The organism is Mucilaginibacter sp. (assembly GCF_028287845.1).
In the GTDB taxonomy this organism is placed as follows: Bacteria; Bacteroidota; Bacteroidia; order Sphingobacteriales; family Sphingobacteriaceae; genus Mucilaginibacter.
Genome location: NZ_JAQBOW010000162.1, coordinates 144,354 through 169,479, shown reverse-complemented (window position 1 = coordinate 169,479; position 25,126 = coordinate 144,354). Strand labels below are relative to the sequence as shown.

General features: G+C 39.2%; 25 protein-coding genes and 1 pseudogene. 22 read left to right on the top strand and 4 right to left on the bottom strand.

Annotated features, from left to right (window positions below):
• The 18 genes and pseudogenes from JWP71_RS16730 to JWP71_RS16645 all read left to right on the top strand — a co-directional run.
• Positions 1-509 (top strand): annotated as a pseudogene (locus JWP71_RS16730) (4Fe-4S dicluster domain-containing protein); the annotation flags it as partial.
• A 21-nt stretch (positions 510-530) separates the two neighbouring features.
• The gene (gene nrfD, locus JWP71_RS16725) at positions 531-2,003 is read left to right on the top strand and encodes an NrfD/PsrC family molybdoenzyme membrane anchor subunit (RefSeq protein WP_299502325.1); all 1,473 of its coding nucleotides are present in this window, start codon (positions 531-533) and stop codon (positions 2,001-2,003) included.
• Between the two features lie 3 nt (positions 2,004-2,006).
• On the top strand, positions 2,007-2,543 hold the full coding sequence (locus tag JWP71_RS16720) for a DUF3341 domain-containing protein (RefSeq protein WP_299502323.1): 537 nt from the start codon (positions 2,007-2,009) through the stop codon (positions 2,541-2,543).
• A complete protein-coding gene (locus JWP71_RS16715) occupies positions 2,527-3,111 on the top strand; it encodes a cytochrome c (RefSeq protein ID WP_299502320.1) in 585 nt (194 codons plus the stop codon). The genes JWP71_RS16720 and JWP71_RS16715 overlap by 17 nt, the downstream gene beginning before the upstream one ends.
• Before the next feature lie 12 nt (positions 3,112-3,123).
• Positions 3,124-4,383 (top strand): quinol:cytochrome C oxidoreductase, encoded by a 1,260-nt coding sequence (locus JWP71_RS16710; RefSeq protein ID WP_299502318.1) that lies wholly within the window; start codon positions 3,124-3,126, stop codon positions 4,381-4,383.
• A gap of 177 nt (positions 4,384-4,560) precedes the next feature.
• Positions 4,561-5,670, top strand: coding sequence for a cytochrome c oxidase subunit II (locus JWP71_RS16705; RefSeq protein WP_299502315.1), 1,110 nt, complete (start codon positions 4,561-4,563; stop codon positions 5,668-5,670).
• A 9-nt stretch (positions 5,671-5,679) separates the two neighbouring features.
• Positions 5,680-7,563, top strand: a complete 1,884-nt coding sequence (locus JWP71_RS16700) for a cbb3-type cytochrome c oxidase subunit I (protein ID WP_299502313.1) — start codon at positions 5,680-5,682, stop codon at positions 7,561-7,563.
• Positions 7,564-7,728: 165 nt separating this feature from the next.
• Positions 7,729-8,790, top strand: coding sequence for a COX15/CtaA family protein (locus tag JWP71_RS16695; RefSeq protein WP_299502311.1), 1,062 nt, complete (start codon positions 7,729-7,731; stop codon positions 8,788-8,790).
• Complete coding sequence (cyoE, locus tag JWP71_RS16690; protein WP_299502309.1) at positions 8,787-9,677, top strand: heme o synthase; 891 nt, start codon at positions 8,787-8,789, stop codon at positions 9,675-9,677. The genes JWP71_RS16695 and cyoE overlap by 4 nt, the downstream gene beginning before the upstream one ends.
• Position 9,678: 1 nt before the next feature.
• Entirely contained in the window at positions 9,679-10,257 is a 579-nt protein-coding gene (locus JWP71_RS16685) for a cytochrome c oxidase subunit 3 (RefSeq protein WP_299502306.1), read from the top strand.
• Between the two features lie 25 nt (positions 10,258-10,282).
• A complete protein-coding gene (locus JWP71_RS16680; protein ID WP_299502303.1) occupies positions 10,283-11,005 on the top strand; it encodes a cytochrome c oxidase subunit 3 in 723 nt (240 codons plus the stop codon).
• 24 nt (positions 11,006-11,029) lie between these two features.
• A complete protein-coding gene (locus tag JWP71_RS16675; protein ID WP_299502301.1) occupies positions 11,030-11,377 on the top strand; it encodes a cytochrome C oxidase subunit IV family protein in 348 nt (115 codons plus the stop codon).
• 41 nt (positions 11,378-11,418) lie between these two features.
• Positions 11,419-12,078 carry an SCO family protein gene (locus JWP71_RS16670; protein WP_299502299.1) on the top strand — a complete coding sequence of 220 codons (660 nt, stop codon included), beginning with the start codon at positions 11,419-11,421 and terminating at the stop codon, positions 12,076-12,078.
• A 101-nt stretch (positions 12,079-12,179) separates the two neighbouring features.
• Positions 12,180-12,755, top strand: a complete 576-nt coding sequence (locus JWP71_RS16665) for a DUF420 domain-containing protein (protein WP_299502297.1) — start codon at positions 12,180-12,182, stop codon at positions 12,753-12,755.
• A gap of 50 nt (positions 12,756-12,805) precedes the next feature.
• Positions 12,806-13,081 carry a hypothetical protein gene (locus JWP71_RS16660; RefSeq protein ID WP_299502295.1) on the top strand — a complete coding sequence of 92 codons (276 nt, stop codon included), beginning with the start codon at positions 12,806-12,808 and terminating at the stop codon, positions 13,079-13,081.
• Positions 13,082-13,114: 33 nt separating this feature from the next.
• Positions 13,115-13,522, top strand: a complete 408-nt coding sequence (locus JWP71_RS16655) for a DUF983 domain-containing protein (protein ID WP_299502294.1) — start codon at positions 13,115-13,117, stop codon at positions 13,520-13,522.
• Positions 13,500-14,162 (top strand): DUF2461 domain-containing protein, encoded by a 663-nt coding sequence (locus tag JWP71_RS16650; protein WP_299502291.1) that lies wholly within the window; start codon positions 13,500-13,502, stop codon positions 14,160-14,162. Before JWP71_RS16655 ends, JWP71_RS16650 begins: the two co-directional genes overlap by 23 nt.
• 17 nt (positions 14,163-14,179) lie before the next feature.
• Positions 14,180-15,028 carry an OmpA family protein gene (locus tag JWP71_RS16645; protein WP_299502289.1) on the top strand — a complete coding sequence of 283 codons (849 nt, stop codon included), beginning with the start codon at positions 14,180-14,182 and terminating at the stop codon, positions 15,026-15,028.
• A gap of 372 nt (positions 15,029-15,400) precedes the next feature.
• Here JWP71_RS16645 and rfbC read toward each other — a convergent pair whose 3' ends face one another.
• Genes rfbC through JWP71_RS16630 form a run of 3 tightly spaced genes read right to left on the bottom strand, consistent with a single transcriptional unit; the run spans position 15,401 to position 18,111 of the window.
• Positions 15,401-15,949 (bottom strand): dTDP-4-dehydrorhamnose 3,5-epimerase, encoded by a 549-nt coding sequence (gene rfbC / locus JWP71_RS16640; RefSeq protein WP_299502286.1) that lies wholly within the window; start codon positions 15,947-15,949, stop codon positions 15,401-15,403.
• A 3-nt stretch (positions 15,950-15,952) separates the two neighbouring features.
• Positions 15,953-16,255 (bottom strand): DUF4286 family protein, encoded by a 303-nt coding sequence (locus JWP71_RS16635; protein ID WP_299502283.1) that lies wholly within the window; start codon positions 16,253-16,255, stop codon positions 15,953-15,955.
• Positions 16,256-16,302: 47 nt separating this feature from the next.
• Entirely contained in the window at positions 16,303-18,111 is a 1,809-nt protein-coding gene (locus tag JWP71_RS16630; RefSeq protein ID WP_299502280.1) for a tetratricopeptide repeat protein, read from the bottom strand.
• A 151-nt stretch (positions 18,112-18,262) separates the two neighbouring features.
• Between JWP71_RS16630 and JWP71_RS16625 the strand changes: the two genes are divergently transcribed.
• The 3 genes from JWP71_RS16625 to JWP71_RS16615 are packed head-to-tail and all read left to right on the top strand — an operon-like array spanning position 18,263 to position 22,510.
• The gene (locus tag JWP71_RS16625) at positions 18,263-20,155 is read left to right on the top strand and encodes a prolyl oligopeptidase family serine peptidase (protein WP_299502277.1); all 1,893 of its coding nucleotides are present in this window, start codon (positions 18,263-18,265) and stop codon (positions 20,153-20,155) included.
• A 12-nt stretch (positions 20,156-20,167) separates the two neighbouring features.
• A complete protein-coding gene (locus JWP71_RS16620; protein WP_299502274.1) occupies positions 20,168-21,814 on the top strand; it encodes a HAMP domain-containing sensor histidine kinase in 1,647 nt (548 codons plus the stop codon).
• A gap of 3 nt (positions 21,815-21,817) precedes the next feature.
• Positions 21,818-22,510, top strand: coding sequence for a response regulator transcription factor (locus JWP71_RS16615; protein ID WP_299502271.1), 693 nt, complete (start codon positions 21,818-21,820; stop codon positions 22,508-22,510).
• A 76-nt stretch (positions 22,511-22,586) separates the two neighbouring features.
• Here JWP71_RS16615 and JWP71_RS16610 read toward each other — a convergent pair whose 3' ends face one another.
• Positions 22,587-23,204, bottom strand: coding sequence for a class I SAM-dependent methyltransferase (locus JWP71_RS16610; protein WP_299502268.1), 618 nt, complete (start codon positions 23,202-23,204; stop codon positions 22,587-22,589).
• Between the two features lie 75 nt (positions 23,205-23,279).
• Between JWP71_RS16610 and JWP71_RS16605 the strand changes: the two genes are divergently transcribed.
• On the top strand, positions 23,280-25,112 hold the full coding sequence (locus JWP71_RS16605) for a CocE/NonD family hydrolase (protein ID WP_299502266.1): 1,833 nt from the start codon (positions 23,280-23,282) through the stop codon (positions 25,110-25,112).
• Positions 25,113-25,126: the final 14 nt, after the last annotated feature.

Genomic DNA, 25,126 nt, shown 5'->3' with positions numbered 1-25,126 from the left:
CTTGCGAAACTGTTTGCCCGGTATTAGCTACCGTTCACTCATCAGAAGGTTTGAACCACATGGCTTACAACCGTTGCGTAGGTACACGTTATTGCGCTAACAACTGTCCGTTTAAAGTTCGTCGCTTCAACTGGTTCAATTACTGGAACGATTCTCGTTTTGATAACTACCTGAGTAACGAGCATACACAATTAGTATTAAATCCTGATGTAACTACACGTTTCCGTGGGGTTATGGAAAAATGCTCTATGTGCGTACAACGTATACAGGCCGGCAAATTAAAGGCTAAAATTGAAAAACGCCCAGTTAAAGATGGCGATATCAAAGTAGCTTGCCAGCAAACATGCCCTGCAAATGCAATTGTTTTTGGTAACGGAAATGATCCTGACTCTGAAGTATCAAAAGCATTAAGGAGCGAAAGAACTTATTACGTTCTGGAAGAATTAAACGTACAGCCGGGTATTGGTTACCAGGTTAAGGTTAGAAACACAACTGAATTAGAAGCTTAATATATACAATAGCTATACAATATGGCATCTCATAAAGAATCAATTATAAGGGAACCGCTGGTTACAGGCAAGGATATAACCTATGCCAAAGTTACAGATGATGTTTTGTTCGCTGTTGAAAATAAGCCAAACAAGGCCTGGTGGATAGGTTTTACGGTTGCATCATTAGGCGCTTGTCTTTGGGTGTTTGCTGTAAGCTGGACATTTTGGTACGGTATAGGCTCATGGGGGTTAAACAAAACAGTAGGATGGGCCTGGGATATCACCGGTTTCGTGTGGTGGGTAGGTATTGGTCACGCCGGTACATTGATCTCGGCAGTATTATTACTATTCCGTCAAAAATGGCGTAACTCTATTAACCGCTCGGCAGAAGCGATGACCATCTTCGCGGTAATTTGCGCTGCTACTTACGTAGTATCACACATGGGCCGCCCATGGATGGCACTATATTGCTTACCATTGCCTAACCAATATGGCTCGTTATGGGTTAACTTTAACTCGCCGCTGATCTGGGACGTGTTCGCGATCTCAACTTATTTCTCGGTATCATTAGTATTCTGGTACACAGGTTTATTGCCTGACATAGCTACCATACGTGACCGCGGAACAGGCTGGTACCGCAGAATATATTCTATACTTTCTTTCGGATGGACAGGTTCAGTAAAAACCTGGCAGCGTTTTGAAACCGTATCTTTAATATTAGCAGGTATATCTACACCGCTGGTATTATCGGTTCACACCATTGTATCAATGGACTTTGCAACATCATTAGAGCCGGGATGGCACACTACTATTTTCCCTCCATATTTCGTTGCAGGAGCTATCTTCTCTGGTTTTGCTATGGTGCAAACCTTATTATTAGTTACCCGTAAAGTATTAGGATTAGAGAACTATATTACCATGTTCCATATTGAATCAATGAACAAGATCATCCTTGTAACAGGTTCGGTAGTAGGCGTGGCTTATATTACAGAATTCTTTATCGCTTATTACTCTGGTGGTGAGTATGAACAATATACCTTCTTGAACAGGTTTATTGGTCCGTACTGGTGGGCAGCTTGTATGATGTACGGCTGTAACGTATTAATGACCCAGGTAATGTGGTTTAAAAAAGTACGTACCAATATCGCAATGTCATGGGTGTTATCCATCATTGTAAACATAGGTATGTGGTTTGAACGTTTTGTTATCATCGTAACCTCATTACACCGCGATTATATACCATCAAGCTGGGCCATGTTTTACCCAACCTGGATTGATGTATCGGTATTCATCGGATCTATAGGTGTATTCTTTACCTTGTTCTTGTTGTTTATCCGTGTATTGCCTTCAATTGCAATGGCCGAGGTGAAACTGTTACTGAAAGAGCAAAGCGAGCAGGAAAAACGCAAGCAAATTGAAGCAGGGCACCTTGACGTAGCGCAAGTGGCATTCTACAAGAAAAACTTAGAGAAATTTGATAGTGTTGATGTATCAGAATACGAAAACGCATAAACTATGAGCAGCACGAAATTTATATTAGGCCTTTTTGATGATCCCGATGAAATGATGCACGGGATTGACAAACTACAAAAAAACAGCATCCCTATTTATGATGTGTATACGCCGATGCCTATACACGGTATTGAAGCAAAATTAGGGATAAAAGATTCTCGCTTAGGTTATGCAGCATTTATGTTTGGCTGCGTAGGTGGTACAACTATATTAAGTTTAGTGTATTACTTCCTGGTACATGATTGGCCAATGAACATTGGTGGTAAGCCGCACTTTGCCGTTCCGGATTTTATCCCGGTTACATTTGAGTGGTCTGTATTGTTTGCCGCTTTTGGTATGACATTTACTTTCTTTTATGCTACACACCTTTTCCCGGGCCGTGCGCCAAGGGTTATGGACCTGAGAGCAACTAACGACAGGTTTGTTATAGCCATTGATGCTAAAGGTAATATCCCTCATGAGGACATTACTAATTTACTAAAAGAAGCGGGAGCAGTTGAAATTAAGCATAACGACAGAAAATATGTTAGCTATGAATAAATTTAGAATATTGGGTTTAGCGGTTATCACTATTACTGCATCGATTGTAGTTACATCGTGCGATAGTAAGAGAAGTACCGGTTGGGAATATGCCCCCAATATGTATGAACACATTGCTTATGATCCGGATCAGAAGAATCCGAATTTTAAGGATGGTAAAACAGCACAGTTACCACCGGCGGGCACTACGCCAATTGGTTTTACAAGATTTGATTATCCTAAAACTACCGAAGGGTATGAACTGGCAAGTGTAGAAGTTAAGAGCATGCTGCCACAAACGCAAAAAAATTATGCTGAAGGCAAGGCGTTATTTGTAACTTTTTGCTCTCCATGTCACGGTGCAACCGGACAGGGTGATGGTATAGTTACAACGCACGGTTTTCCGCCGCCGCCATCATACTCAAAGGGCCAGTCGTCTCGTGGTGGCGCTATGAAAGATCTTACTGACGGTAAGATATATCATACTATTACGTATGGTTTAAACGCAATGGGCTCTTATGCCTCGCAGTTAAATCCGGAAGAGCGCTGGAAAGTGATCATGTATGTTCACCATTTACAAACTTTATAAGAATTGAATTTAATGGAAACTCATAATAGTTTTAACGAACAATTTGAATTTAGCGGTAAGGCAAAAACATGGAGCCTGATAGCTGTTGTTATCGGCATTATTGCCATAGCGTTCGGATTCCTTACTAATCATGGTGAACGCACATTTGCAAACTTATTGCTTATGGGCTATTACTTTACGTGTGTTTGTATTGCCGGCATATTCTTTTGTGCATTGCAATATGCGGCACAGGCGGGGTGGTCTGCTTCATTATTACGTGTACCGCAGGCATTTGTTAAGGTATTACCTTATGCGGCTGTTATATTATTAGTAATAATTTTTTGCGGTATACACTTTACCCAACAAGTAGTAACAGAAAGTGGTCAGCATATCACCGGGACTTATTTGTATAAAGAATGGGCGCCAAAAGCAATTACTACGCCTGGCACTGATGCATATAGTAAGGTGATTGCCGGTAAATCGGGCTACTTAAATGTCCCTTTCTTCTTTATCCGTTTAGCGTTTTATCTGCTTGCTTATAGCATATTAGGCTTGTTGCTGGTAAAATACTCAAACAACGAGGATGAATTGGGCGGTATGTTCAATTACAAAAAGAGCTTTAATGTAGCTTGTGCATTCCTGGTAGTATTTGGTTTTACTGTACCGTTATTCGCGTTTGATACGATCATGTCATTAGACGCGCATTGGTTCTCTACCATGTTTGGCTGGTATAACTTTGCAGCTATGTGGGTAAGTGGTTTAGCGGTAATTACGCTGGTTATAATTTACCTGAGGAAACAAGGCTATTTTAGCTGGATCACCGAAGATCATTTGCATAATCTGGGTCAGCTAATGTTTGGTTTCTCTATATTCTGGACTTACTTATGGTTTGCACAGTTCCTGTTGATCTATTACGCCAACATACCTGAAGAAGCCGCTTATTTTTATAAGAGATGGGAACCCGAGTTTCAACCATGGTTCTGGTTAAATATAGTAGTGAACTTCTTAGCACCGTTCTTAGTATTAATGGCCCGCGATTCAAAACGTGCCGTAGGTGTTCTAAAAGCAGCTTGTATTATTTTAATACTGGGTCACTGGCTTGATTACTACATGATGATAATGCCTGCTACTGTAGGGGCAGAGGGCCGTGGTTTAGGTGTAGAAGAGATTGGAATTTTTATTGGATTTGCCGGATTATTTACCTTCCTGCTTTTCAACGCGTTGAGCAAGTTCAAATCCCTTGTGCCTAAAAATCATCCTTTCTTGCAGGAGAGCTTACATCATCACATATAATAATTGTTAAATTTGCAACAAAATAAAGAATACCAAACAACCAATACAATGGCATTCAAACAACTAATAAACGGCGGAGCCCTCTTGAACACCTCTGAGAGCAAACCACTCGTGAAAAATTCTAAGAAGTTACTTGCGCTTTTAGCCGTGTTTATGCTTTTGGGCACAAACGTGTTAATGGCACAAACAGAAACTGCTTCTGCTACTACTGCCGATAAACCCGGTGTTGACTGGTTAAGTGTAGGTTATTATGTACTGCTCTTCGTTTTACTGGCAATAGCGATAGCTGTTGTAGGTAAAATATTAAAGGTTTATGACCTTAGCCAGCAGATACAAGGAAAAAAAGGTATCCAGTGGAACAACGTAATGGGTATAATTTGCCTGATTTTTCTTGTAGCAGGTCTTGGTGGTGCTTATTGGGATATCACCGTACAGGGCAGCATGACATTACCCGAGGCTGCTTCAAAACACGGTGTAAAAATAGATGCCATGTTTTTAACAACTACTATCATCACCCTGATAGTATTTGTTATAACCCAGATATTGTTATTTACCTTCCTGTTTAGATACAGACACTCTGCAAAACGCAGGGCTTATTTTTTACCGCACAATAACACCATCGAGAAAATTTGGACAATTGTTCCTGCTATTGTGTTAACGGTGTTGGTTATCTTCGGTTTCTTTACCTGGCAGGAAGTTGAAAACAGCTCTGACGTTAAAGGACAACCGGCTTCATTAAACATTGATATTACCGGCCACCAGTTTGCATGGGAAATACGTTACCCCGGTACTGATGGTATATTAGGAAAGAAAAATTTCAGGCTTATTGTTGGCAGCAACAAATTAGGTATTGATTATAAAGACAAACACAGCTTTGACGATTTACAGGCAGATACCTTAGTATTGCCGGTAAATAAAACAATACGCTTAAACATATTTTCACAAGACGTGATACACAGCGTTTATTTGCCGCACTTCAGGGTACAGCAAAACGCGGTGCCGGGCTTGCCAACCTTCTTCAAATTTACACCTACCATTACTACAGCAGAAATGCGCAGAAAGGTAGACGATCCTAAATTTGAATACCTGCTTTATTGTAACAAAATATGCGGAGGAAGCCATTACAACATGCAAAAAGTTGTGCGTGTGGTTACCGAAGGCGAATACCGCCAATGGATAGCCAAGCAAAAGCCTTATTTAACTTATCCGTTAATGAAGGAACTAAAGCTTGCGCAAGCAGGTCAGAATAAAAGCATTTCACAAAATAGGTTAGCGTTAAACAATTAATTAGCGATTATGTCAACATTATCAGTTCACGATCACGGAGTAGTACACCACGAAGAGGGTCACGAGCATCACCACGATACATTCCTTACTAAATACGTTTTTAGCCAGGATCACAAAATGATTGCCAAGCAATTCCTGATAACAGGTATTACTATGGCCGTTATTGCCATGCTATTGTCTATCTTATTCAGGATACAATTAGCATATCCTGATAAAGCATTTCCATTATTAGAAACACTATTAGGCCGTTTCGCTCCTGAGGGACGTTTGGACCCTGAGTTTTACCTGTCGTTAGTTACCATACATGGTACTATCATGGTGTTCTTTGTATTAACTGCCGGCTTAAGCGGTACTTTCAGTAACTTATTAATACCATTACAGGTAGGCGCACGTGATATGGCTTCGCCATTCATTAATATGTTGTCTTACTGGTTGTTCTTAACTGCATGCGTTATCATGCTGTCATCGTTCTTTGTACAAAAGGGCCCTGCCGGACCGGGATGGACAATTTATCCACCGCTATCTGCCTTGCCTACCGCTATGAAGGGTTCTGGCATGGGTATGACGTTGTGGTTAATTAGTATGGTATGCTTTGTAGCATCATCGCTAATGGGTGGCATAAACTATGTAAGTACCGTATTAAATATGCGTACAAAAGGTATGGACCTTTGGAAAATGCCTTTAACGATATGGGCGTTTTTCTTAACAGCTATCCTTGGCGTATTATCATTCCCTGTACTGGTTGCCGGTGTGGTATTATTAATATTCGATCGTAGTTTTGGTACAAGCTTTTACTTATCAGACATTGTTGTTAACGGACAGGTTATGCCTTTTGAAGGTGGTAGCCCTATATTGTTCCAGCACTTATTCTGGTTCCTGGGTCACCCGGAAGTATATATCGTAATTATGCCGGCAATGGGTATCTCGTCCGAGATCATGTCTGTAAATTCACGTAAACCTATTTTTGGTTATCACGCAATGGTTTACTCATTAATTGGTATTACCGTATTATCTTTCATCGTATGGGGTCACCATATGTTCATCACCGGTATGAATCCGTTTTTGGGTGGTGTGTTCATGATCACTACATTAATTATCGCGGTACCATCAGCAGTAAAAACCTTTAACTGGCTGGCCACGCTTTGGCGCGGAAATATCAGGTTTACACCTGCTATGTTATTTGCTATTGGTATGGTGTCTTTCTTTATATCAGGTGGTTTAACCGGTATATTTTTAGGTAACGCCGCTTTAGATATTAACCTTCACGATACTTATTTTGTTGTGGCCCACTTCCACCTGGTAATGGGTTCGGCAGCTATTTTCGGGATGCTTGCCGGTGTATATCACTGGTTCCCTAAAATGTTTGGCAAAATGATGGACGAGAAATTAGGCTATCTGCACTTTTGGTTAACCTTTATAGGTGCTTACCTGGTATTCTTCCCAATGCACTTTATGGGTCTTGATGGGGTGCCACGTCGTTACTATGCCTTTACCGAGTTTGCTTCAATGCAACGCTGGTTATCAGTAAATATGTTTATTACATGGGCGGCTATTATGTCGGCTTGTGCGCAGGTTGCATTCTTGTATAACTTTGTACATTCTATTTTCTGGGGTAAAAAAGCTATTCAAAACCCATGGCAGGCAAATACATTGGAATGGACAACACCTGTTGAACATATACATGGTAACTGGCCGGGAGAAATACCAACCGTTTACCGTTGGCCGTATGATTATAGCAAACCAGGGGCTGAGGAAGATTTTATACTACAAACAACTCCTTTTTCACAAACAATGAGCTCAAATTTGCCGCATGATTTTGAAGATAATCCTGCAGGAATGGAAGAGCTTAGCAAGTGGACAAGTACACAAAAAGCTAACGAAGAAGTAAAATAATATAACACTTTTACCGATCTGATCTTTTAGGGTATCTGTACCTTTTTTAAGTCGTAAGTTTTAAGTCGTAAGTCTTTAGTCAATAAGTTTTGACTTACTTCAGACTAAAGACTTTAGACTAAAGACTTAAGGTTACAGATACCCTAATTTGTTAGAAATATTTAGATGAACAGAGCCGCATCAAAAATCAGATTTCGAAAAATTAACTTTTTAAGCGTTATTCTGCTTTTTGTATTGATATTAGCAGGTGGGGTGGTACGCAGTACCGGCTCGGGCATGGGTTGCCCCGACTGGCCAAAATGCTTCGGCGGATATATACCCCCTGTTACCGCGTCAGATCTTCCAGCTAATTATAAAGAGAAATATGTTGCCGGTCGTTTGGCTAAGAACCAACGCTTTGCCAAAACGCTTGATGTATTTGGTTACAGCGATTTGGCCCGCCGTCTACGCGAAGACAAATCCATACTTATTCCTGAAGAATTTAACGTTGCCAAAACCTGGACGGAATATATTAACCGTTTAATTGGCGCTGTATCAGGCATATTTTTATTATTAGCCACTATCTATTCATTCAGCTATAGCGATACCAATAAACTAATACCTTTTTTATCAGTTTTTAATTTAGTGCTGATAGGTTTCCAGGCATGGTTGGGCTCTATCGTAGTGTCGTCCAATTTAGTGGCCTGGATAATAACCGTGCACTTATTGCTGGCATTAGCCATATTAGCTATAAGCATTGCTACTTATCATTTAGCCAGAGTTTGCGGCCGACCGAAATTGCAGGTAAACCCAATAACCCATATTGTTACATTATTTGCTTTGATAATAAGCATATTGCAAATAACATTTGGTGCCCAGGTACGAGAAAGAATTGACGCGGTATCAACAAGGTTGCAAGACGGCTACCGGTCTGATTGGATTAAGGATGCCGGCGATATATTCGCGCAGCATAGAGACGTAGCTATATTAGTATTGCTTATTAATGTGTTATTATACGCGTTGATACGCCGTACCTTTAACAGGCATTCGTTACAGCAGCAAATAATGAGTTTTACCTTTTTAATGATTGCTTTGCAAATTGTTACGGGTATAGTGCTATCTTATTTTGCATTGCCTCCGGTTGCGCAGGCCACACACATTTTATTGGCAAGTTTGGTATTTGGTGCCCAGTTTTATTTAATGTTGAATTTATATCAATCGGTTAATTTACAGGGGGCGCGCATATGAAGTTGGCTGATTTTTCAAAACTAATAAAATTCAGGCTAACCTTTTTGGTTGTATTTTCTGCATCTATATCATTTATCATTGCCGTAAAAGCAAATGGGGGCAATACCTGGGGTTCGTTGTACAGCTCGGTGATGTGGATCAACTGGTTAAAACTTGTAGCCGGCGGCTTCCTGGTTACCGGGGCAGCAAATTGCTTTAACGAAATAATAGAAGTGGACCTGGATAAGCTGATGAAACGTACCATGGACCGCCCAATGCCAGCCGGTAGGATGACCACGGGGCAGGGCCTTGTTTTAGGCTTAGCTATGGGCATGGCGGGTACTTATATTTTGGGTACGCTTAATATCTTAACAGGGATATTATCGGTATTCTCAATTTTACTGTATGCCTTTGCATATACGCCGCTAAAGCGGAAATCGCCTATTGCGGTTTTTGTAGGTGCCATACCGGGAGCTTTGCCGCCGCTTATTGGTTATGTAGCCGGGCAGCCACATGGGCGCATTGATGAAATTGCACTAATACTATTTGCAATACAATTTATTTGGCAGTTTGTCCATTTCTGGGCAATTGCCTGGGTGCTGGATGATGATTATAAATTAGCGGGTTTCAGATTGTTGCCAACAGGGAGCCGTGATAGAGCCAGCGCCATAATAACCTTTATATTTGCAATTATATTAGTACCGGTAAGCTTATTGCCAACTATTTATGGATATGGCGGTTGGTATGTATTCGGCGTGTCATTAGTGTGCAGTTTGATATTTTTATACCAGGCATTCGTATTATTACGCAAGCTGGATATACCATCGGCACGTAAGCTAATGTTCGGTTCGTTTTTTTATTTGCCGGTAGTACAGTTAATGTTTTTATTTGATTTTATAGGAAAGTGAGATGATGGCCCAAATACAACAAGAAGATAAGATAAACTTAAATGCCAAAAAATTTGTAATGTGGATTTTCATATTCACATCATTTATGCTTTTTGCGGCTTTTACCAGCGGATTTATAGTTTACAGCGGGGGGAGTGGCCATGGGCTTAGCGTAATATTGCCAAGTTCATTCAGGTACAGCACCCTGGTATTGATAGCAAGCAGTGTCACCTTATTTTTTGCATCAAGGGCCGCAAAACGATTAGAATTTGAAAAACAACAAATGCTATTGTGGATAACCATAGGCCTGGGTATAAGCTTTTTATTATTACAGGTATATGGCTGGTATATATTGGCCTACAAAATGCAAATATACCTGGTAGATCCAAATGCAACACGGTCATTTGTTTATGTAATGACATTTGCACATTTACTGCATGTTATTGGCGGCCTTATATGGTTAATAAGCGCGCTAAAAGGCAGTATTAATCGTATACCACAGGTTAAAAATTTATATAGAATGGAAATGACATCTATTTTTTGGCATTTTCTAGATATTATATGGATTTATCTGTATGTTTTTTTACTTTTGAACCAATAATTTAATAACGCTATACTAATTACAAATGAGCGCAACAGTATCACAAATTGATGAAATAAAAACAACACCATGGTCGGGGGGAAGATCTCCGTTTAATGTTGAGTATGGTAAAATGATGATGTGGTTTTTCCTCCTTTCGGATGCATTTACCTTCTCTTCATTATTGATCGCTTACGGGGCCTTACGCTTTAGTGCAAGTACCTGGCCTGGCGCTGATAAAATATTTCAGTCAATCCCCGGGTTAGTTGAGCATGGCGCTCCATTAGTGTTTGTGGGTTTAATGACTTTTATCCTAATCATGAGCTCTGTTACCATGGTATTGGCTGTTGAGGCCGGCCACCGTAACTCAAAGAAAGAAGTTGTCATGTGGATGATATTTACTGTCATTGGCGGGTTTATGTTTTTGGGTTGCCAGGCATTAGAGTGGAACCACTTACACAGCGAGGGTTTTTGGTGGTCAAGCATACCAACAAATACAGAAACTTTAAAAGAGTTTTTTAACGGTGGTACATTAGTAGCACAACAAACATCTGCACACCAGTTTGCTAATTTATTCTTTACTATAACAGGTTTTCACGGTTTTCACGTATTTAGCGGGGTTATCATTAATATCATTATCACCATTAATGTATTGGTTGGTACCTACGAAAAACGCGGCAGCTATTTAATGATAGAAAAAGTTGGCCTTTACTGGCACTTTGTAGACCTTGTATGGGTATTTGTATTTACTTTCTTTTATTTAGTTTAAAACAACATCTTTAACATATTATATATGTCATCAGAACCAACAGAAGTTCATCACGAAGAACATGGTGAACACGATACAATGACCCGCAAAAAAATATGGAACGTATTTTTTGTGTTGCTGGGCATTACTACAATTGAATTTATAATTGCGTTATACATGGTGCCCAAGGGTATCATTCCCGGCCATATTGCAAACCCGGTATATATTGTTTTAACGTTGTTAAAAGCATTTTATATTGTTGCTTATTTTATGCACTTAAAGTTTGAAAAAGTAGGCTTGGTTTACGCCATATTGGTGCCTATTCTTTTCATCATCGGTTTGATCCTGGTATTGACGAACGAAAGTCATCACTGGATTGATCTGAGATTGTAATGGGTAATTTAAGTGCAGTAAAAAAAATTATAATCCTGGTAATGATATTAGCATTACCGGGATTTTTATATTATTTGCTAACCGCCGAAGGTAAGAACCGTTATAAGCCGCTTCCTTTTTTCGGGCCAAAGCAGCTGGCCAAAACAAGTCATAAATTTCATGGTGAGGTTATTCCCGATACTATATACCATCAACTGCCCGATTTTAAATTGTATGACCAAAACGGTAATATAGTAACCGCTAAAAGTTTTGACGATAAAATATTTGTAGCCAGCTTTTTTTATACGCACTGCCCGTCGGTTTGTAATACCATAAATAAAAATGTTAACGCGCTATTATCAGATTATGCCAAGAATAGTATGGTTTGTTTTGCCTCTATTACGGTCGATCCGCAAAGAGACTCGATAGCAGTGTTAAAAAAATATTCAGCACAATATAACCCGCCGGGTATAAAGTGGCTGTTTCTAACCGGCGATACTTCAGTAATATATCCGCTGGCCCGTAAAGGGTTCCTGGTTAATGCAATAAAAGCCGGTAACGATGATTTTATATATAGTGATAAGCTGATATTGATTGATAAAGAAAAACGCATCAGGGGCTATTATTCGGGCACATCAAACAACGACCTTGCCAAGCTTAATGATGAAATTAAAGTACTGATAGCCGAAGAGCTGCGCAAGAACGATAAACCGCTTTATTAGATTCAAGGAGCAAGAGTCAAGAATCAGGACAATGACATAAAATGAACTATTAAATAAGAATCTTGACTCTTGTCTCTTGATTCTTAGATCTCTAAAAAATTATGACTGATAAATTTATATTCCGTTTTGTAGCTGCAGTGTCTGTGTTTGTATTTGCAGTAGTGTTGATCCTAAGCATGAAAATATTGCCCACCCCGGCGGTTTTGCCGTCATTTACCCCATATTTACCTAAGCTTAATGCTTTATTAAATGGTACCTGCAGCGTACTGCTGGTTATATCATTGTACCTCATCACCCACGGAAATATTACCTGGCACAAGCGTATTAATATCCTTGCCTTTTGCTTGTCATCTTTGTTCCTGGTTTCATACATTTTGTTTCATTATTTAATGAAAGTGGATACAAAATATGGCGATTTGGATGGTGATGGAATTTTATCACCAATGGAACTTGCTGCCGTTGGTAACCTGCGTACCATTTATCTAACTATTTTAACATCGCACATTATACTGGCGGCAGGGGTATTGCCGTTAATACTATTGAGCTTTTACTATGGCTTGCAAATGCGGGTAGAGAAGCATAAAAAACTGGTAAGATGGGCGTTCCCTATATGGTTATATGTAACTGTTACCGGGGTAATTGTATATATATTGATATCACCTTATTACCATTTCTAAATAGCAACTGTCACTCGAAATGACAGATATTAATGATTAATTTTGTACTAATGAAAGCCTATAAAATATTATTGATCCTTTTTGTTGCAGGTATGCTGGTTTGCAGTGTTGAAGCTGTTAGCGCGCAATGTGCTATGTGTACAGCTTCGGTCGAATCGAACGCGAAAAGCGGTAGCACAACAGCTAATGGATTGAACCATGGTATTATGTATTTGCTGGCTGCCCCGTATTTGGCGGTTGCTATAGTAGGTTATATATGGTATAAAAAATATCGCCGTAAAAATGTTGATCTTAACATGCGCGACGAAAAACTTCATTTAAACTAAATCAGGTAAGCCTGTCTCCGGCTTAAATATATCATGGCTACAACATCCAAAACATGGGCAATGTTACATGCCAAATGCCCGCGTTGCCGCCGTGGCGCTATGTTTAGCGGCATGATATATAGTTTAACCAGCAACCGTATTAATATTGATTGCCCGCGTTGCGGCATGCACTTTGAAATTGAGCCCGGCTACTTTTACGCGGCTATGTATGTAAGCTATGCGCTTAACGTAGGTACATCATTTACCATTGCCATGCTTACCTATTTTATTACAGGCAATATCACTTCGCCATGGTTGTATACGGGAGTTATTATTGGGGGATGTTTTTTGTTGGCTCCCATAATTTTCAGAACTTCGCGGGTATTACTTTTGTACTGGCTATCGCCCAAAATACATTATCAACCTTATTTAGATGTAGATGATACAACAGCAAACACTTGATTTTTTAAAGGAGCTTGTTGAGAATAATAACCGCGAATGGTTCATGGCCAATAAAGTACGCTATGATACCGCCCGCGAAAACATGATAGCGTTTACCGCCCAACTTATTAAGCTGCTCCATAAATTTGATCCGGCAGTATCAGAAGAGCTTGATCCTAAAAAATGTGTTATGCGCATTTACCGGGATATCAGGTTCAGTAAAAACAAAACGCCTTATAAAAATAACTTTGGGGTAAGTATTCCAACTTCAGGCACTAAATTAGGCGGGGCCGAGTATTATTTTCATGTGCAACCCGGTAAATCATTTATAGCCGGCGGATATTGGATGCCCGAAGCGGCACATTTAAAAGCTATACGCCAGGAAATAGATTATAACGCCCATGACCTGCTATCAATCATTGACGATCAGGAATTTGTAAAACTATTTGGCGATTTTAGAAATCAGGATAAACTGAAAACCTTACCGCGCGATTATACTGCCGATAATGAGAATATTGAATTACTGAAATTAAAAAGCTTTATTGTTAGCTGCCCGCTAAAAGATAAGGATCTGTTGAGTGACGGCGGTGCAGTGAAAGTAGCGGCTATATGCAGCAAACTATACCCGCTTAATGTTTTTTTACGAAATGCAATTGTTTAACTATAATCCCCGATACTATGAAAATAAAGTATTTTTTATTCGCCCTGTTTTTAAGTATAACCTTGCATTCGTGCGTGGTATTATCAACAAAAAAATATAAAGCAATGCTGTCTCAGCGCGATTCGCTGTTTAGCCGTTCGGCTAATTTAGAGGAAGAATTAGCAAAGCTACAGAGCGATACTGCACGGCTGCACCGTGAACTGGCAGGGTTAAAGCATGACCTTGCAGACCAGCAAGCCAGCTATACTACATTAAAAGGCAATTATGATGCATTGAATACTAACTATGGGTCAGCATCATCAAAAGTAAATCAATTATCAAGCGATCTGCAAAAACGCGAGCAGCGCTTAAGAGAGGTAGAAGAGATATTGCGTAAACGCGATGAGGCAACCAATGCTTTAAAAGATAAGCTTCAAAAAGCTTTACTGGGTTTCCAGCAAAATGGTTTAACGGTTGATATCAGGAACGGCAAGGTTTATGTTTCGTTGACGGATAAATTGCTTTTTCCGTCGGGCAGTATTGTTATAGATGAACGTGGTAAGGCAGCGTTGAAACAATTGGCCGCGGTACTAAATAAAGAACCGGATATTAATATGGCTGTTGAGGGTCATACCGATGATAAAAAAGTAATTAACCTTGGTCAGATAAAAGATAACTGGGATTTGAGCGTACTGCGTGCAACATCTGTTACCCGTTATTTAACCGAGGTTGAAAAGATAGATCCGCATAGGTTAACCGCAACGGGTAAAAGCGAATACCAGCCAATTGATCCGGCTGATAATAATGATGCCCGTACAAAAAATAGAAGAATAGAGATTGTACTTAGCCCTAAATTGGACGAACTGTATAATTTGATAAAGAAGTAAAGAGAAAGGCTAACCGAAAGGTTAGCCACCGCGACCGTAGGGAGCTCTTAATACCTTTAAAAACAAACAACACATTAATAATCTCTACATGCAAGGTAAACAATGTATCTGGCGTGTAGAGATTGCCACGCTATCGCTCATAATGAAAGTGATTGTAAGTTATTGATTATCAATGTAATAAAAATGTCATCTCGAACGATAGTGAGAGATCTATACACACGCTAAGCAGACGGACTGAAATGTATAGATTTCTCGCTATCGCTCGAAATGACAACGGTTTTTATATATTTTCCATTTTTTCACACGTCATTCAATATTTTTTCCAGGGTGGGCTCTGGTGGGTACTTGCAATGACGTCGTTGTGGGGAAGAGCTAAAACGGGCTCACAAACCCCGCAAACTCCGGCAATACCGCATCCTTGGGTGATATCAATGCATCCTGCTCTGCAATGCCCCAGTTTATGGCAAGGGTAGGGTCGTTCCATCTTACACCAACCTCGCATTCTTTGCTATAATAATCATTCACCTTATAGGTAAAAATAGTATTATCCTCCAGCGTAGCAAACCCGTGTAAAAATCCTTCGGGAATTAAAAACTGTAGTTGGTTATCACCGCTTAACTCAATAGCTTCATATTTACCATAAGTGGGCGATTCTTTGCGCACGTCTACAACCACATCTAAAACCCGGCCCTGTATCACCCGTACTAATTTGGCCTGCGCATGCGGGGCAGATTGTGCATGTAAACCCCGTATGGCACCTTTATGCGAAAAGGATTGGTTATCCTGCACAAAATCAATAGTTATTCCGGCAGCGGCAAACTTTGTTTTGCTGTAACTTTCAAAAAAATAACCGCGGCCATCATTAAATATTTGCGGTTCAATTATCATTAATCCTTTAATACTTGTTTCTGTAATTTTCATTTTTTAGTCTATTGTTTGCATTAAAGTATTAAACAGCACAAATTGGTTCTCGAATTTTTGCTGATGTATGGCTTGAAGATCTTGTAAATGTTTTTTGTTAAAATTATTGTAATGCTCTAGTTTATCGGTTAAATACTGAATGCAATAAGTAACCCCTTCATTTGGCGAATCTAGCACATTGAGTATTTTATAAGATTTAAAATGGCCGCTTTTCATTACCATAGGGATGTATTCGTTTTGCATCCAGCTTAACCATTGCTTATGTATGGCTTCGTCCACAATAATGGTTTCATTGTATATAATCATGGCGCAAAAATACAAATTAAGGCTTAATATGGCTTTACAGTTTTTAATTATAAACCATCGGTCTTATCGCCCCGCAGTTTCCTGAAACGTTTACGCGCCTCGTTTATAAAAAGGCTGCCGCCATAATCAGTTATAATTTTTTGATAATAATTTTTTGCCTGTTCCTTGTCGGTAAGCTGGTTTTCATAAATATCGCCCAGCATAAAAACCGCGTCGTCGGCCCAAAGATCAGTAGGGTGTTCGGCTACAATTTTTTTCAGATCAGCCGCTGCATCAGCAAAGTTTTTTTGCTGAATTGCAATACGCGCCTTGGCCATTAATATATCATCGCTCAAAGCATTGTTTGGATATTTAATATTTATACTATCCAGTATTTTTATGGCTTTATCCTGTTGTTCGGCAAATATTTGCAGATCAGCATGTGCATACATTTGTAATGCTTTGCCGCTGGTATCAACTGCTATATTATCAGCAATTAAAAGCGACAGGTTAAGGGCGTCGTTAGCTATGAGTTGTGATGTTGCTGCTTTTAATACATCCAGCTGCCCTTTTGCCCAGGTAAAATCGCCGGTATAATAAGCAAACTTAGCATTCCTGAATTTAGCATCCTGGCCTATGGCAGTATTAGGGTATTCCTTTTCCACCTGGCTATATAATAGCGTAGCCTCCCACGGCTGATTGTTTAACAAATAAATATCGCCAAGATCAAGCTTGCAGGCCGCACGTAAATTTGGCCTTATTTCGGTAATATTTATAGCATCTTCCAGTATTTTTTGTGCTTCGTTTAGCTTATGCAATTTAAAGGTTTGCAAGTTAGCCAGTTTTTGCATGGCAGAAGCGGTTGTGTTGTTGCGGCCAAACTCGGCTATAAGGTCTATATAATTTTTTTCAAGATCAACAAGGTCGTTTTGTACATATTTACCCGCTGTTACCTTTAGGTTTTTAGTATTAATTAACTCAATTCTCGCGTCAGCATATAGTGGTTGGTCTTTACCCATGCTAATCAAATATTCATAGCCCCGTATGGCTTCGTCATAAGCTTCATTAGCTATCAGCGTGCGGCACAGATCGTAAATATCACTACCATCACTATTTGTTCTGCGGCTTAATGCCAGAGCCTGGTTTAATGCCTGGCCAAAATCTTTTTGCTGTAAAAATTGCCAGGTAAGCAAATTAACAAAAACAGTTTGCTGCGGATCTTTTTGTATGCGTTTTAACAAAGCTATCCTGAGCATATCATAATCAGCCTCACCCTCAAATAAAGTAGAAAATGTATTCTCTGCCTGGCTAAGGAAAAGCGGATTTTTAGGCAAAATATTTAAATACTCTTCGGTAAGCTCCGGTTTGTTTCTTTTAAAGCGATAAAGCGTTATCAGCTCATACGTAAACAGATCATCATTATGTAACAGTTTGCGCCCCTGTTGAAATGTTTTTATAGCAAAATCTGCATTAGTGCCCTGGTAAAACTGGGCGGCAAGTGATGCAATGACATTTTGGTCGGCCGGAAGGCTTTTTATTAAACCATTATATAAAGCGTTGGCTTTTTCTGTATCGCCGCGCTGGATATAAATGGAGCCTAAAGTAATGGTATACTCTGCCGCATTAGGATGCTTACGCATTATTTTTTTGGTGGCGATTTCTGCCTCATCAAACTTTTTAAGCGACATCAATGCAGCAACATAACTATTGTAATAGGTATCATTATCCTGCTTATACAATTTTTGATATATAGTAAGTGCCTTTTCATGCTCACCATTGGCGTAATACTGCTTTGCCAACTGTAACTCATCGCTTTGAGCAAACAGCTTAGTGCAGCTAAGTATGGCAAAAAAAACTAATACCAATATCCGTTTCATTGGTTAAAAATAATTATTTAAAAATTAAACCCGATGTATATTTTTGACGATTATTTATATAACGCTTAAGTAGGGTAAAATTGTAGTGACATTTTGAAAAGCCTATGTAAAATGTATAACTTACTTGATTATAAGCCGGAGTTTGATATCTATGTTAAGGAATCTGCGAGTTTTATCTTTATTTATTTTAATAGCTGCTTTATACTCATGCCAGGACAATAAAGTACAGGAAATACCTATTGTTGAATTTTTTAAAACTCCCGACAAAACCAATTTTAAAATATCTCCGGACGGAAAATACATATCATATTTAAAGAACTATCAGCTTAAACAAAATCTTTTCATCCAATCGCTGGTTGATGGAAAAGAGCGTGTGGCAACCTCATTTAGCGACTTTGCTGTACGTGGTGATTATAGCTGGACATTTGATAACCAGATTGTTTTTAGCCTGGATGGTACACCCCATGGTGTATATTTAATGTTTGCACTGGATGTTAATACTTTGCAAAAAAGGCCCCTGCTTTCTGAAGAAAAAGTTAATGTAAGAATGGTAGGCAGGAATAAGCTTACGCCCGATATTATAACCATTTCAATGAATAAGCGTGACTCGGCTAATTTTGATGTGTACCGGCTAAACGTTACAAATGGCGAATTGAAACCCTACCTGGTAAACCCGGGGAACATAACCGAATGGGTGATGGATGCTGATGGCCGGATACGATTAGCAAAAGCATCAGACGGTGTTGACGAAACTATATTATTCCGCACTAATGATAATGCTCCGTTTAAACCTATTATAAAAAACAATTTCAGAAACTCAGTTAAGCCTATAGCCTTTACCGGGGTAAAAAACTATTTCTATGCGTTATCAAATGTGGGGCGTGATAAAACAGCTTTTGTAGAGATAAATGCAGAGAACGGAAAAGAAGAACGGGTAATTTTTTCAAGCAATACATCAGATATACAACGGGTAGATTATTCAAAAAGTAAACGCCGTCTTGAATTAGCTGCATGGGAAGAAGCAAAGCCGAAGAAACAGTTTTTAAATGCCGACATTAAAAACATATACGATAACCTGGCTAAACAACTTGGTGAAAGCGAAATAAATATTACCGACAGGGACACGGCAGAGAAAAAATTTATTGTAACAACTTATACAGATCGTAGCCGTGGCGCGGTTTATTTATATGAGCGGTCAACTGATAAATTAATCAAATTGACCGATAATTCGGACATTAATCCTGACGAATTATGTGCCATGCAGCCTATAAATTATAAAGCGAGTGATGGCTTGATAATAAACGGTTATCTTACACTACCACTTGGCGATAATAAAACTAATTTACCCGTAGTGGTTATGCCACACGATGGGCCTTTTGGTATGCGTAACTCATGGGGATACAACTCTGAAGTGCAGTTTTTGGCTAACCGCGGTTATGCGGTTTTGCAGGTTAATTATAGAGGCTCATCAGGTTATGGAAAAGCTTTTTATAGTGCCGGATTTAAAGAAATTGGCGGTAAAATACAGCAGGATATAACGGATGGTGTAAACTGGCTCATTGCCAATAAAATAGCTAACCCTAAAAAAATAGCTATATATGGGCGTGGCTTTGGTGGCTTTTCGGCTTTATATGGTGTTTCTTTTCATCCGCATTTATATAATTGTGCAGTGGTACAAAACGGGTTGATAAGCTTCTTTACTTATATACAAACAGCCCCGGCTTATTATAAGCCATTCTTACAAAAAATGTATGCAACCATAGGCGATCCTGAAAAAGATGCAGCCCAATTAACTGCCATTTCGCCGGCGTTTCATCCCGAAAAACCGGTAGTTCCGCTATTTATTTCACAGGATGCAAATGACCCGCGTGCAAATTTGGACAATATGAACCATTATGTTAGTAAATTGCAAAAGCGTAATGTACAGGTTAAATATTCTGTAAATAAAAGCGAACGCGGATCAGTTGGTAATGAAAAATGGCGAATGCAAAACAACGCTGATATTGAAAAGTTCCTGGATAATAATATACGGGTTAAACCTTAATCCCTAAAGGTGATGAAGGGCTCCGGAACCGTATATCGTAAAAACTTTTCGCTTATTGTTGCTTTTTTAATATTAGTAACAGTAACCCTTATTATAGGATTAATAGTGGCCTACAAATTTACAGCTCAAACCGTCGAGAATGATTTTTCGACTAAAAAAAATAGCGTTGCAGATCCAATCATTAATTCTTATACCGATTTTTCAAATAAGATACAGGATATAAACGTTTACTCCGGATTACTTGATTCGGCATCGGCGGCCAACTATACCGATTCTGTTTTTCACAACTTTAGTTTTGTTAGCAAAATAGTTTTTTATCAAATAGTAGTTGGCAATCAAAATAACGGGCCTGCTGATAAGAAAAACCTAAACATATCTCTTAAATCAATTTACCAATATTATCCAAAAGACGGTAAGCCGAATAGACAGAAGAACGAAAATGAGATCAATCAAAACGATTTCATGCAAATGGCAGATAAGTTCAGCGATTATATAGCCAGTTACGATTCTTTGAAGGGCCCGCGGGCCGATGCATCTTTTGAAACATTTTATGATGCAAGGCCCGGTAAAATTATTTTTTTAAATGAGCCTACCCCCGAGGTGTTGAAAACCTATCATGATCTTCAAAAAAGCGGCCATGCCAAATCTTTCTATAAGCAACAAAATATGATGGTTTTTTATGTTGATCCGAATAGGCTCAAGTTTAAAAATATCCATCCTGAACTTTATCAAAGGGTTTCGAAAGAACGAATAACTTATGATCCTACTGATATTGACCGCGCCAATACAATTACGGGCGAGGTTGCTCTTATAGGGGCCTTTGCTAACTATAAATTATATTTCAGGTCGCCCAGAGATTTTCTTATACCCGAAATCGATCACCGTTTTATGCCCGTTGGAGGTGTTATATTTTTGATCTATTTCTTTTTTGTATTAATAGGCTGGTTAATTTACCGTAATCTGGCTGTTAACCTTAAGCTGTTTAAACTGCAATATGATTTTATAAACAACTTTACGCACGAGTTTAAAACACCGGTAAGTGTAATAAAAATTGCAGGTTCAAACTTAAAAGGAGATAATGAGCTTACAGACCGCCAGCGTAAACATTATGGCAAGATTTTGGATGAAGAAGCCGATAAGCTGAATGAATTAATGAACAAATTATTATCATTCACCCAATTGGAAAATAAATCTATCACCATAAAGAAAGATAAGATAAAAATTGAAAGCTTTGTGAAAGGATATATTGATACCTTTAAAATAAAATACCCTGATTTTAAACTTAATTATAATATTAGCGAGGCTGAAATATTTTATACAGATACAGTATTGCTTGGCAGTGTGTTTCAAAACCTGATAGAAAATGCCTATAAGTACTCGCACCCTGAAAAAAGAGAGCTTTTTATAAATATTACGCTCGAAAAACGTAATATTATATTTTCTTTTATTGATAAAGGAATTGGTATACCTAAAAACGAATTGAACAATATATTCAAGAAATTTTATAGATTAGAAAATCAATATAACCAAAATGGAAGCGTAGGGCTTGGCCTGGCATTTTGCAAAGAACTAGTTAACTTTATGGGTGGCGATATAGCAGTACGAAGTAAAGTTAACCAGGGATCAGAATTTATTGTTACACTTCCATACGAAAATTAGATTATGAATAAAGAAATAAAGATAGCACTGGTTGAAGACGATGAAAATCTTCGTTTCCTGGTTGCCGAACGATTACAATCAGAAGGATATAAGGTTTTAGAAGCCGGTAATGGCGACGATGCCGAAGTAATGATACTGGCCGAGCAGCCGGATATTGTATTGTTAGACTGGATGCTGCCCGGCAAACAGGGCGCAGAAGTTTGTAGTAACATCCGCGCTAAAGGATTTGATGGCGTAGTAATAATGACAACCGCTAAACAGCAGGATATTGATAAAATATCGGCCTATGGTTTTGGCGTGTCTGATTATGTGACCAAGCCGTTTAATATGGATGTGCTGGTAGCGTTGATAGATAATAAGATCAAATTTGCATTAAACAGTGATAAATCAGAAACGTATCAATTTGCTAATATGGAGCACCATCCAAACACGCATTTGCTGATACGGGATGGCAAAAAAATCGAGTTGACCATATTAGAAAACCGCATATTATTATACTTCCTTAAAAACAAAAACAAGGTAATTAACCGCGAGGAGTTAATGATGGAAGTATGGGGCTATAATGCCGATGTAAATACCCGTACACTGGATATGCACATTGTACGGCTTCGTAAAAAAATAGAAACTAACCCGGATTACCCGCAGTTTTTACAAACAGTTAGGGGCATTGGGTATAAGTTTGCTTATGTGCAGTAGTTGAAAGTAGCTGCAATAAGCTATAGTGTCCCACGTTGTCCCAGGTGTATCCAGGTGTCCCTGGGACAGTTTGAAACTACTTTTGATAGGCTCTTGAAGCAATGAACCCACCAAAGAAAGTTTTTTCAGCAATAGTGATGTAGTTGGTTTGGCTAAATTGTTTTTCAATATCAGGTAAAGCCGAAGCCTCTATGCCGCATAGCATTTTGAAAAACACAAACATCGTATTTAGTAATATATTTTGCCACCATTTTCCGGTTAGCTGAAAATCAGTATTCAACCATAAGCCACCTGTTTTAAGTTGCGGGTGCAAATAATTAAACACTTTTTGCAGAGTTTGTTCTGTAAAGTTATCAAACAGAAAAGGGGTGATGATCACATCAAAATCGCCGGGCAGTAACGTATCTTCTGCGGCAGCATTTATAAAGGTTACTTCGTTATTACCGCAATTTCTTTTTTTAGATAGCGTCATCATATTTGCAGCCACTTCTACATAGTTGATCTTTAATCCGGCAGGGTAAATGCGGGTTAATTCGTCCAGTATCCAACCGGTACCGCCACCCACAATTAATAAATTTGAATTTGGAGGGATAAATTGCAGCAAATAAACCTGGGCGTTTATCAAGGCCCGGCCATAAACCAGCCCCGACAAGCGATCATAGAACCAGGCGGAATTATTATAATTAGCGGCCATCCAAATTTATTTCAAATTAATATTTTGCTGTATAATGCTTATATTTAAGCGGATATCATAAAATTCACAGCAAATATGAAAATTCTCTTTACCAAAATCTCCATCATTGCAACTTTAACATTAGCTACAGCTAACCTGTTTGCACAACATGTAAGTCCGGATGATAAATATAATCGAAAGGAAGTAATGATACCCATGCGCGACGGAATTAAACTACATACCATAGTATTCACGCCGAAAAATCAATCAGAAAAGCTGCCTTTCCTGATGTTGAGGACACCCTATGGTGTGAACAAATATCCAAGTCCCGAAAAGTCTGAATATGTAAAAGATATGGCTGAAGATGAATATATATTTGTATACCAGGATATTAGGGGTAGGTATCTTTCTGAAGGAAAATACGAAATGCAGCGTTTCAGCAGGGATAAAAAAGATACCAAATCTATTGACGAAGCCAGCGATACTTATGATACCATAGACTGGCTGCTTAAAAACATACCCGAGAATAATGGCAAAGCAGGGATGTACGGCATATCATACGATGGCTGGACAAGCATAATAGCAGCAGCCGATCCGCACCCGGCTTTAAAAGCCGTGTCTGAACAGGCTACCCCGTCTGATATGTTTATGAATGATGATTTGCACCATAACGGCGCTTTCCGTTTAAGTTACGCTTTCGAATATGCCTTTATGGAAGAGATATCAAAGACCGACTCGCTTTACCGGTTTGGCAATTATGATACGTATGACTGGTATTTAAAGCTGGGTCCATTATCAAATATTAACAAAAAGTATATGCATGGAATTTTACCAAGTTGGAATGCCTATACAAAACATCCTGATTACGATGATTATTGGAAGAGGCAAGCGGTAACCGCCCGGCTTGATTACCCGCGTTTAGCCATACAGCATGTTAGCGGCTGGTGGGACCAGGAGGATATGGTGGGCCCGCAGGATGTATATAAATTTTTAGAAAAACGCGATACCAACAACAATAACTTTATAGTAATGGGCCCGTGGAGACATGGCGGTTGGAGCAGGGGTGAGGGCACAAGCTTAGGTAATATTACCTTTAGTAACCAGCCTACCGCGGCTTATTTCAGAAAAGAGATACAGGCCAAGTGGTTTGCATGGTATTTAAAAGGCAAAGGCGAGGGCAAGTTTGCCGAGGCAATATCGTTCCAAACCGGTTCTGATAAATGGAAAAGCTATGCCACGTGGCCGCCTAAAGAGGCTGCAGAGAAAAATATCTATTTCCATGCGAATGGCAAGTTATCTTTCGAGAAGCCATCGGCTACCGAAGCTAAAACCTTTGATAGCTATGTGTCTGATCCCGCTAAGCCGGTACCCTATCGTGCAAGGCCGATTGAAGAAACTTACGGCCCGGGCTCACGATGGTTCTTTTGGTTGACGGATGATCAGCGGTTTGTTGATAACCGCCCCGACGTATTAACCTGGCAAACCGATACACTTAAAGAAGACATTACTATAACCGGTAATGTTGCTGCTAAACTGTATGCGGCAACATCAGGCACTGATGCAGATTGGGTGGTAAAGCTGATAGATGTATATCCGCAGGAATATAAAAAAGAGCCAAAAATGGCTGGTTATGAATTGATGATAGTTGATGATGTTTTCCGCGGCAGGTTCAGAAAGAGTTTTACTAACCCCGAGCCAATTACGCCCGGTAAAGTTGAAGAATATACCATTGGCTTACATGCTGCCGATCACGTATTTAAAAAGGGTCATAAGATAATGGTGCAGGTGCAAAGCACATGGTTCCCTATAATTGACCGTAACCCGCAAAAGTATATTCCGAATATTTTTGATGCGAAGGAAAGCGATTATCAAAAGGCAACACAAAAAATATTTCACTCCAGCCGTATTGTATTGCCTGTGGTAGAATAAAAGTTAGCGTGGTA

What these genes read in the sequence shown, in the direction of transcription:
- nrfD (WP_299502325.1), top strand. Translation starts at nt 531, where the DNA reads ATGGCATCTCATAAAGAATCAATTATAAGGGAACCGCTGGTTACAGGC.
- JWP71_RS16720 (WP_299502323.1), top strand. Translation starts at nt 2,007, where the DNA reads ATGAGCAGCACGAAATTTATATTAGGCCTTTTTGATGATCCCGATGAA.
- JWP71_RS16715 (WP_299502320.1), top strand. Translation starts at nt 2,527, where the DNA reads ATGTTAGCTATGAATAAATTTAGAATATTGGGTTTAGCGGTTATCACT.
- JWP71_RS16710 (WP_299502318.1), top strand. Translation starts at nt 3,124, where the DNA reads ATGGAAACTCATAATAGTTTTAACGAACAATTTGAATTTAGCGGTAAG.
- JWP71_RS16705 (WP_299502315.1), top strand. Translation starts at nt 4,561, where the DNA reads ATGGCACAAACAGAAACTGCTTCTGCTACTACTGCCGATAAACCCGGT.
- JWP71_RS16700 (WP_299502313.1), top strand. Translation starts at nt 5,680, where the DNA reads ATGTCAACATTATCAGTTCACGATCACGGAGTAGTACACCACGAAGAG.
- JWP71_RS16695 (WP_299502311.1), top strand. Translation starts at nt 7,729, where the DNA reads ATGAACAGAGCCGCATCAAAAATCAGATTTCGAAAAATTAACTTTTTA.
- cyoE (WP_299502309.1), top strand. Translation starts at nt 8,787, where the DNA reads ATGAAGTTGGCTGATTTTTCAAAACTAATAAAATTCAGGCTAACCTTT.
- JWP71_RS16685 (WP_299502306.1), top strand. Translation starts at nt 9,679, where the DNA reads ATGATGGCCCAAATACAACAAGAAGATAAGATAAACTTAAATGCCAAA.
- JWP71_RS16680 (WP_299502303.1), top strand. Translation starts at nt 10,283, where the DNA reads ATGAGCGCAACAGTATCACAAATTGATGAAATAAAAACAACACCATGG.
- JWP71_RS16675 (WP_299502301.1), top strand. Translation starts at nt 11,030, where the DNA reads ATGTCATCAGAACCAACAGAAGTTCATCACGAAGAACATGGTGAACAC.
- JWP71_RS16670 (WP_299502299.1), top strand. Translation starts at nt 11,419, where the DNA reads ATGATATTAGCATTACCGGGATTTTTATATTATTTGCTAACCGCCGAA.
- JWP71_RS16665 (WP_299502297.1), top strand. Translation starts at nt 12,180, where the DNA reads ATGACTGATAAATTTATATTCCGTTTTGTAGCTGCAGTGTCTGTGTTT.
- JWP71_RS16660 (WP_299502295.1), top strand. Translation starts at nt 12,806, where the DNA reads ATGAAAGCCTATAAAATATTATTGATCCTTTTTGTTGCAGGTATGCTG.
- JWP71_RS16655 (WP_299502294.1), top strand. Translation starts at nt 13,115, where the DNA reads ATGGCTACAACATCCAAAACATGGGCAATGTTACATGCCAAATGCCCG.
- JWP71_RS16650 (WP_299502291.1), top strand. Translation starts at nt 13,500, where the DNA reads ATGATACAACAGCAAACACTTGATTTTTTAAAGGAGCTTGTTGAGAAT.
- JWP71_RS16645 (WP_299502289.1), top strand. Translation starts at nt 14,180, where the DNA reads ATGAAAATAAAGTATTTTTTATTCGCCCTGTTTTTAAGTATAACCTTG.
- rfbC (WP_299502286.1), bottom strand. Translation starts at nt 15,949, where the DNA reads ATGAAAATTACAGAAACAAGTATTAAAGGATTAATGATAATTGAACCG.
- JWP71_RS16635 (WP_299502283.1), bottom strand. Translation starts at nt 16,255, where the DNA reads ATGATTATATACAATGAAACCATTATTGTGGACGAAGCCATACATAAG.
- JWP71_RS16630 (WP_299502280.1), bottom strand. Translation starts at nt 18,111, where the DNA reads ATGAAACGGATATTGGTATTAGTTTTTTTTGCCATACTTAGCTGCACT.
- JWP71_RS16625 (WP_299502277.1), top strand. Translation starts at nt 18,263, where the DNA reads ATGTTAAGGAATCTGCGAGTTTTATCTTTATTTATTTTAATAGCTGCT.
- JWP71_RS16620 (WP_299502274.1), top strand. Translation starts at nt 20,168, where the DNA reads ATGAAGGGCTCCGGAACCGTATATCGTAAAAACTTTTCGCTTATTGTT.
- JWP71_RS16615 (WP_299502271.1), top strand. Translation starts at nt 21,818, where the DNA reads ATGAATAAAGAAATAAAGATAGCACTGGTTGAAGACGATGAAAATCTT.
- JWP71_RS16610 (WP_299502268.1), bottom strand. Translation starts at nt 23,204, where the DNA reads ATGGCCGCTAATTATAATAATTCCGCCTGGTTCTATGATCGCTTGTCG.
- JWP71_RS16605 (WP_299502266.1), top strand. Translation starts at nt 23,280, where the DNA reads ATGAAAATTCTCTTTACCAAAATCTCCATCATTGCAACTTTAACATTA.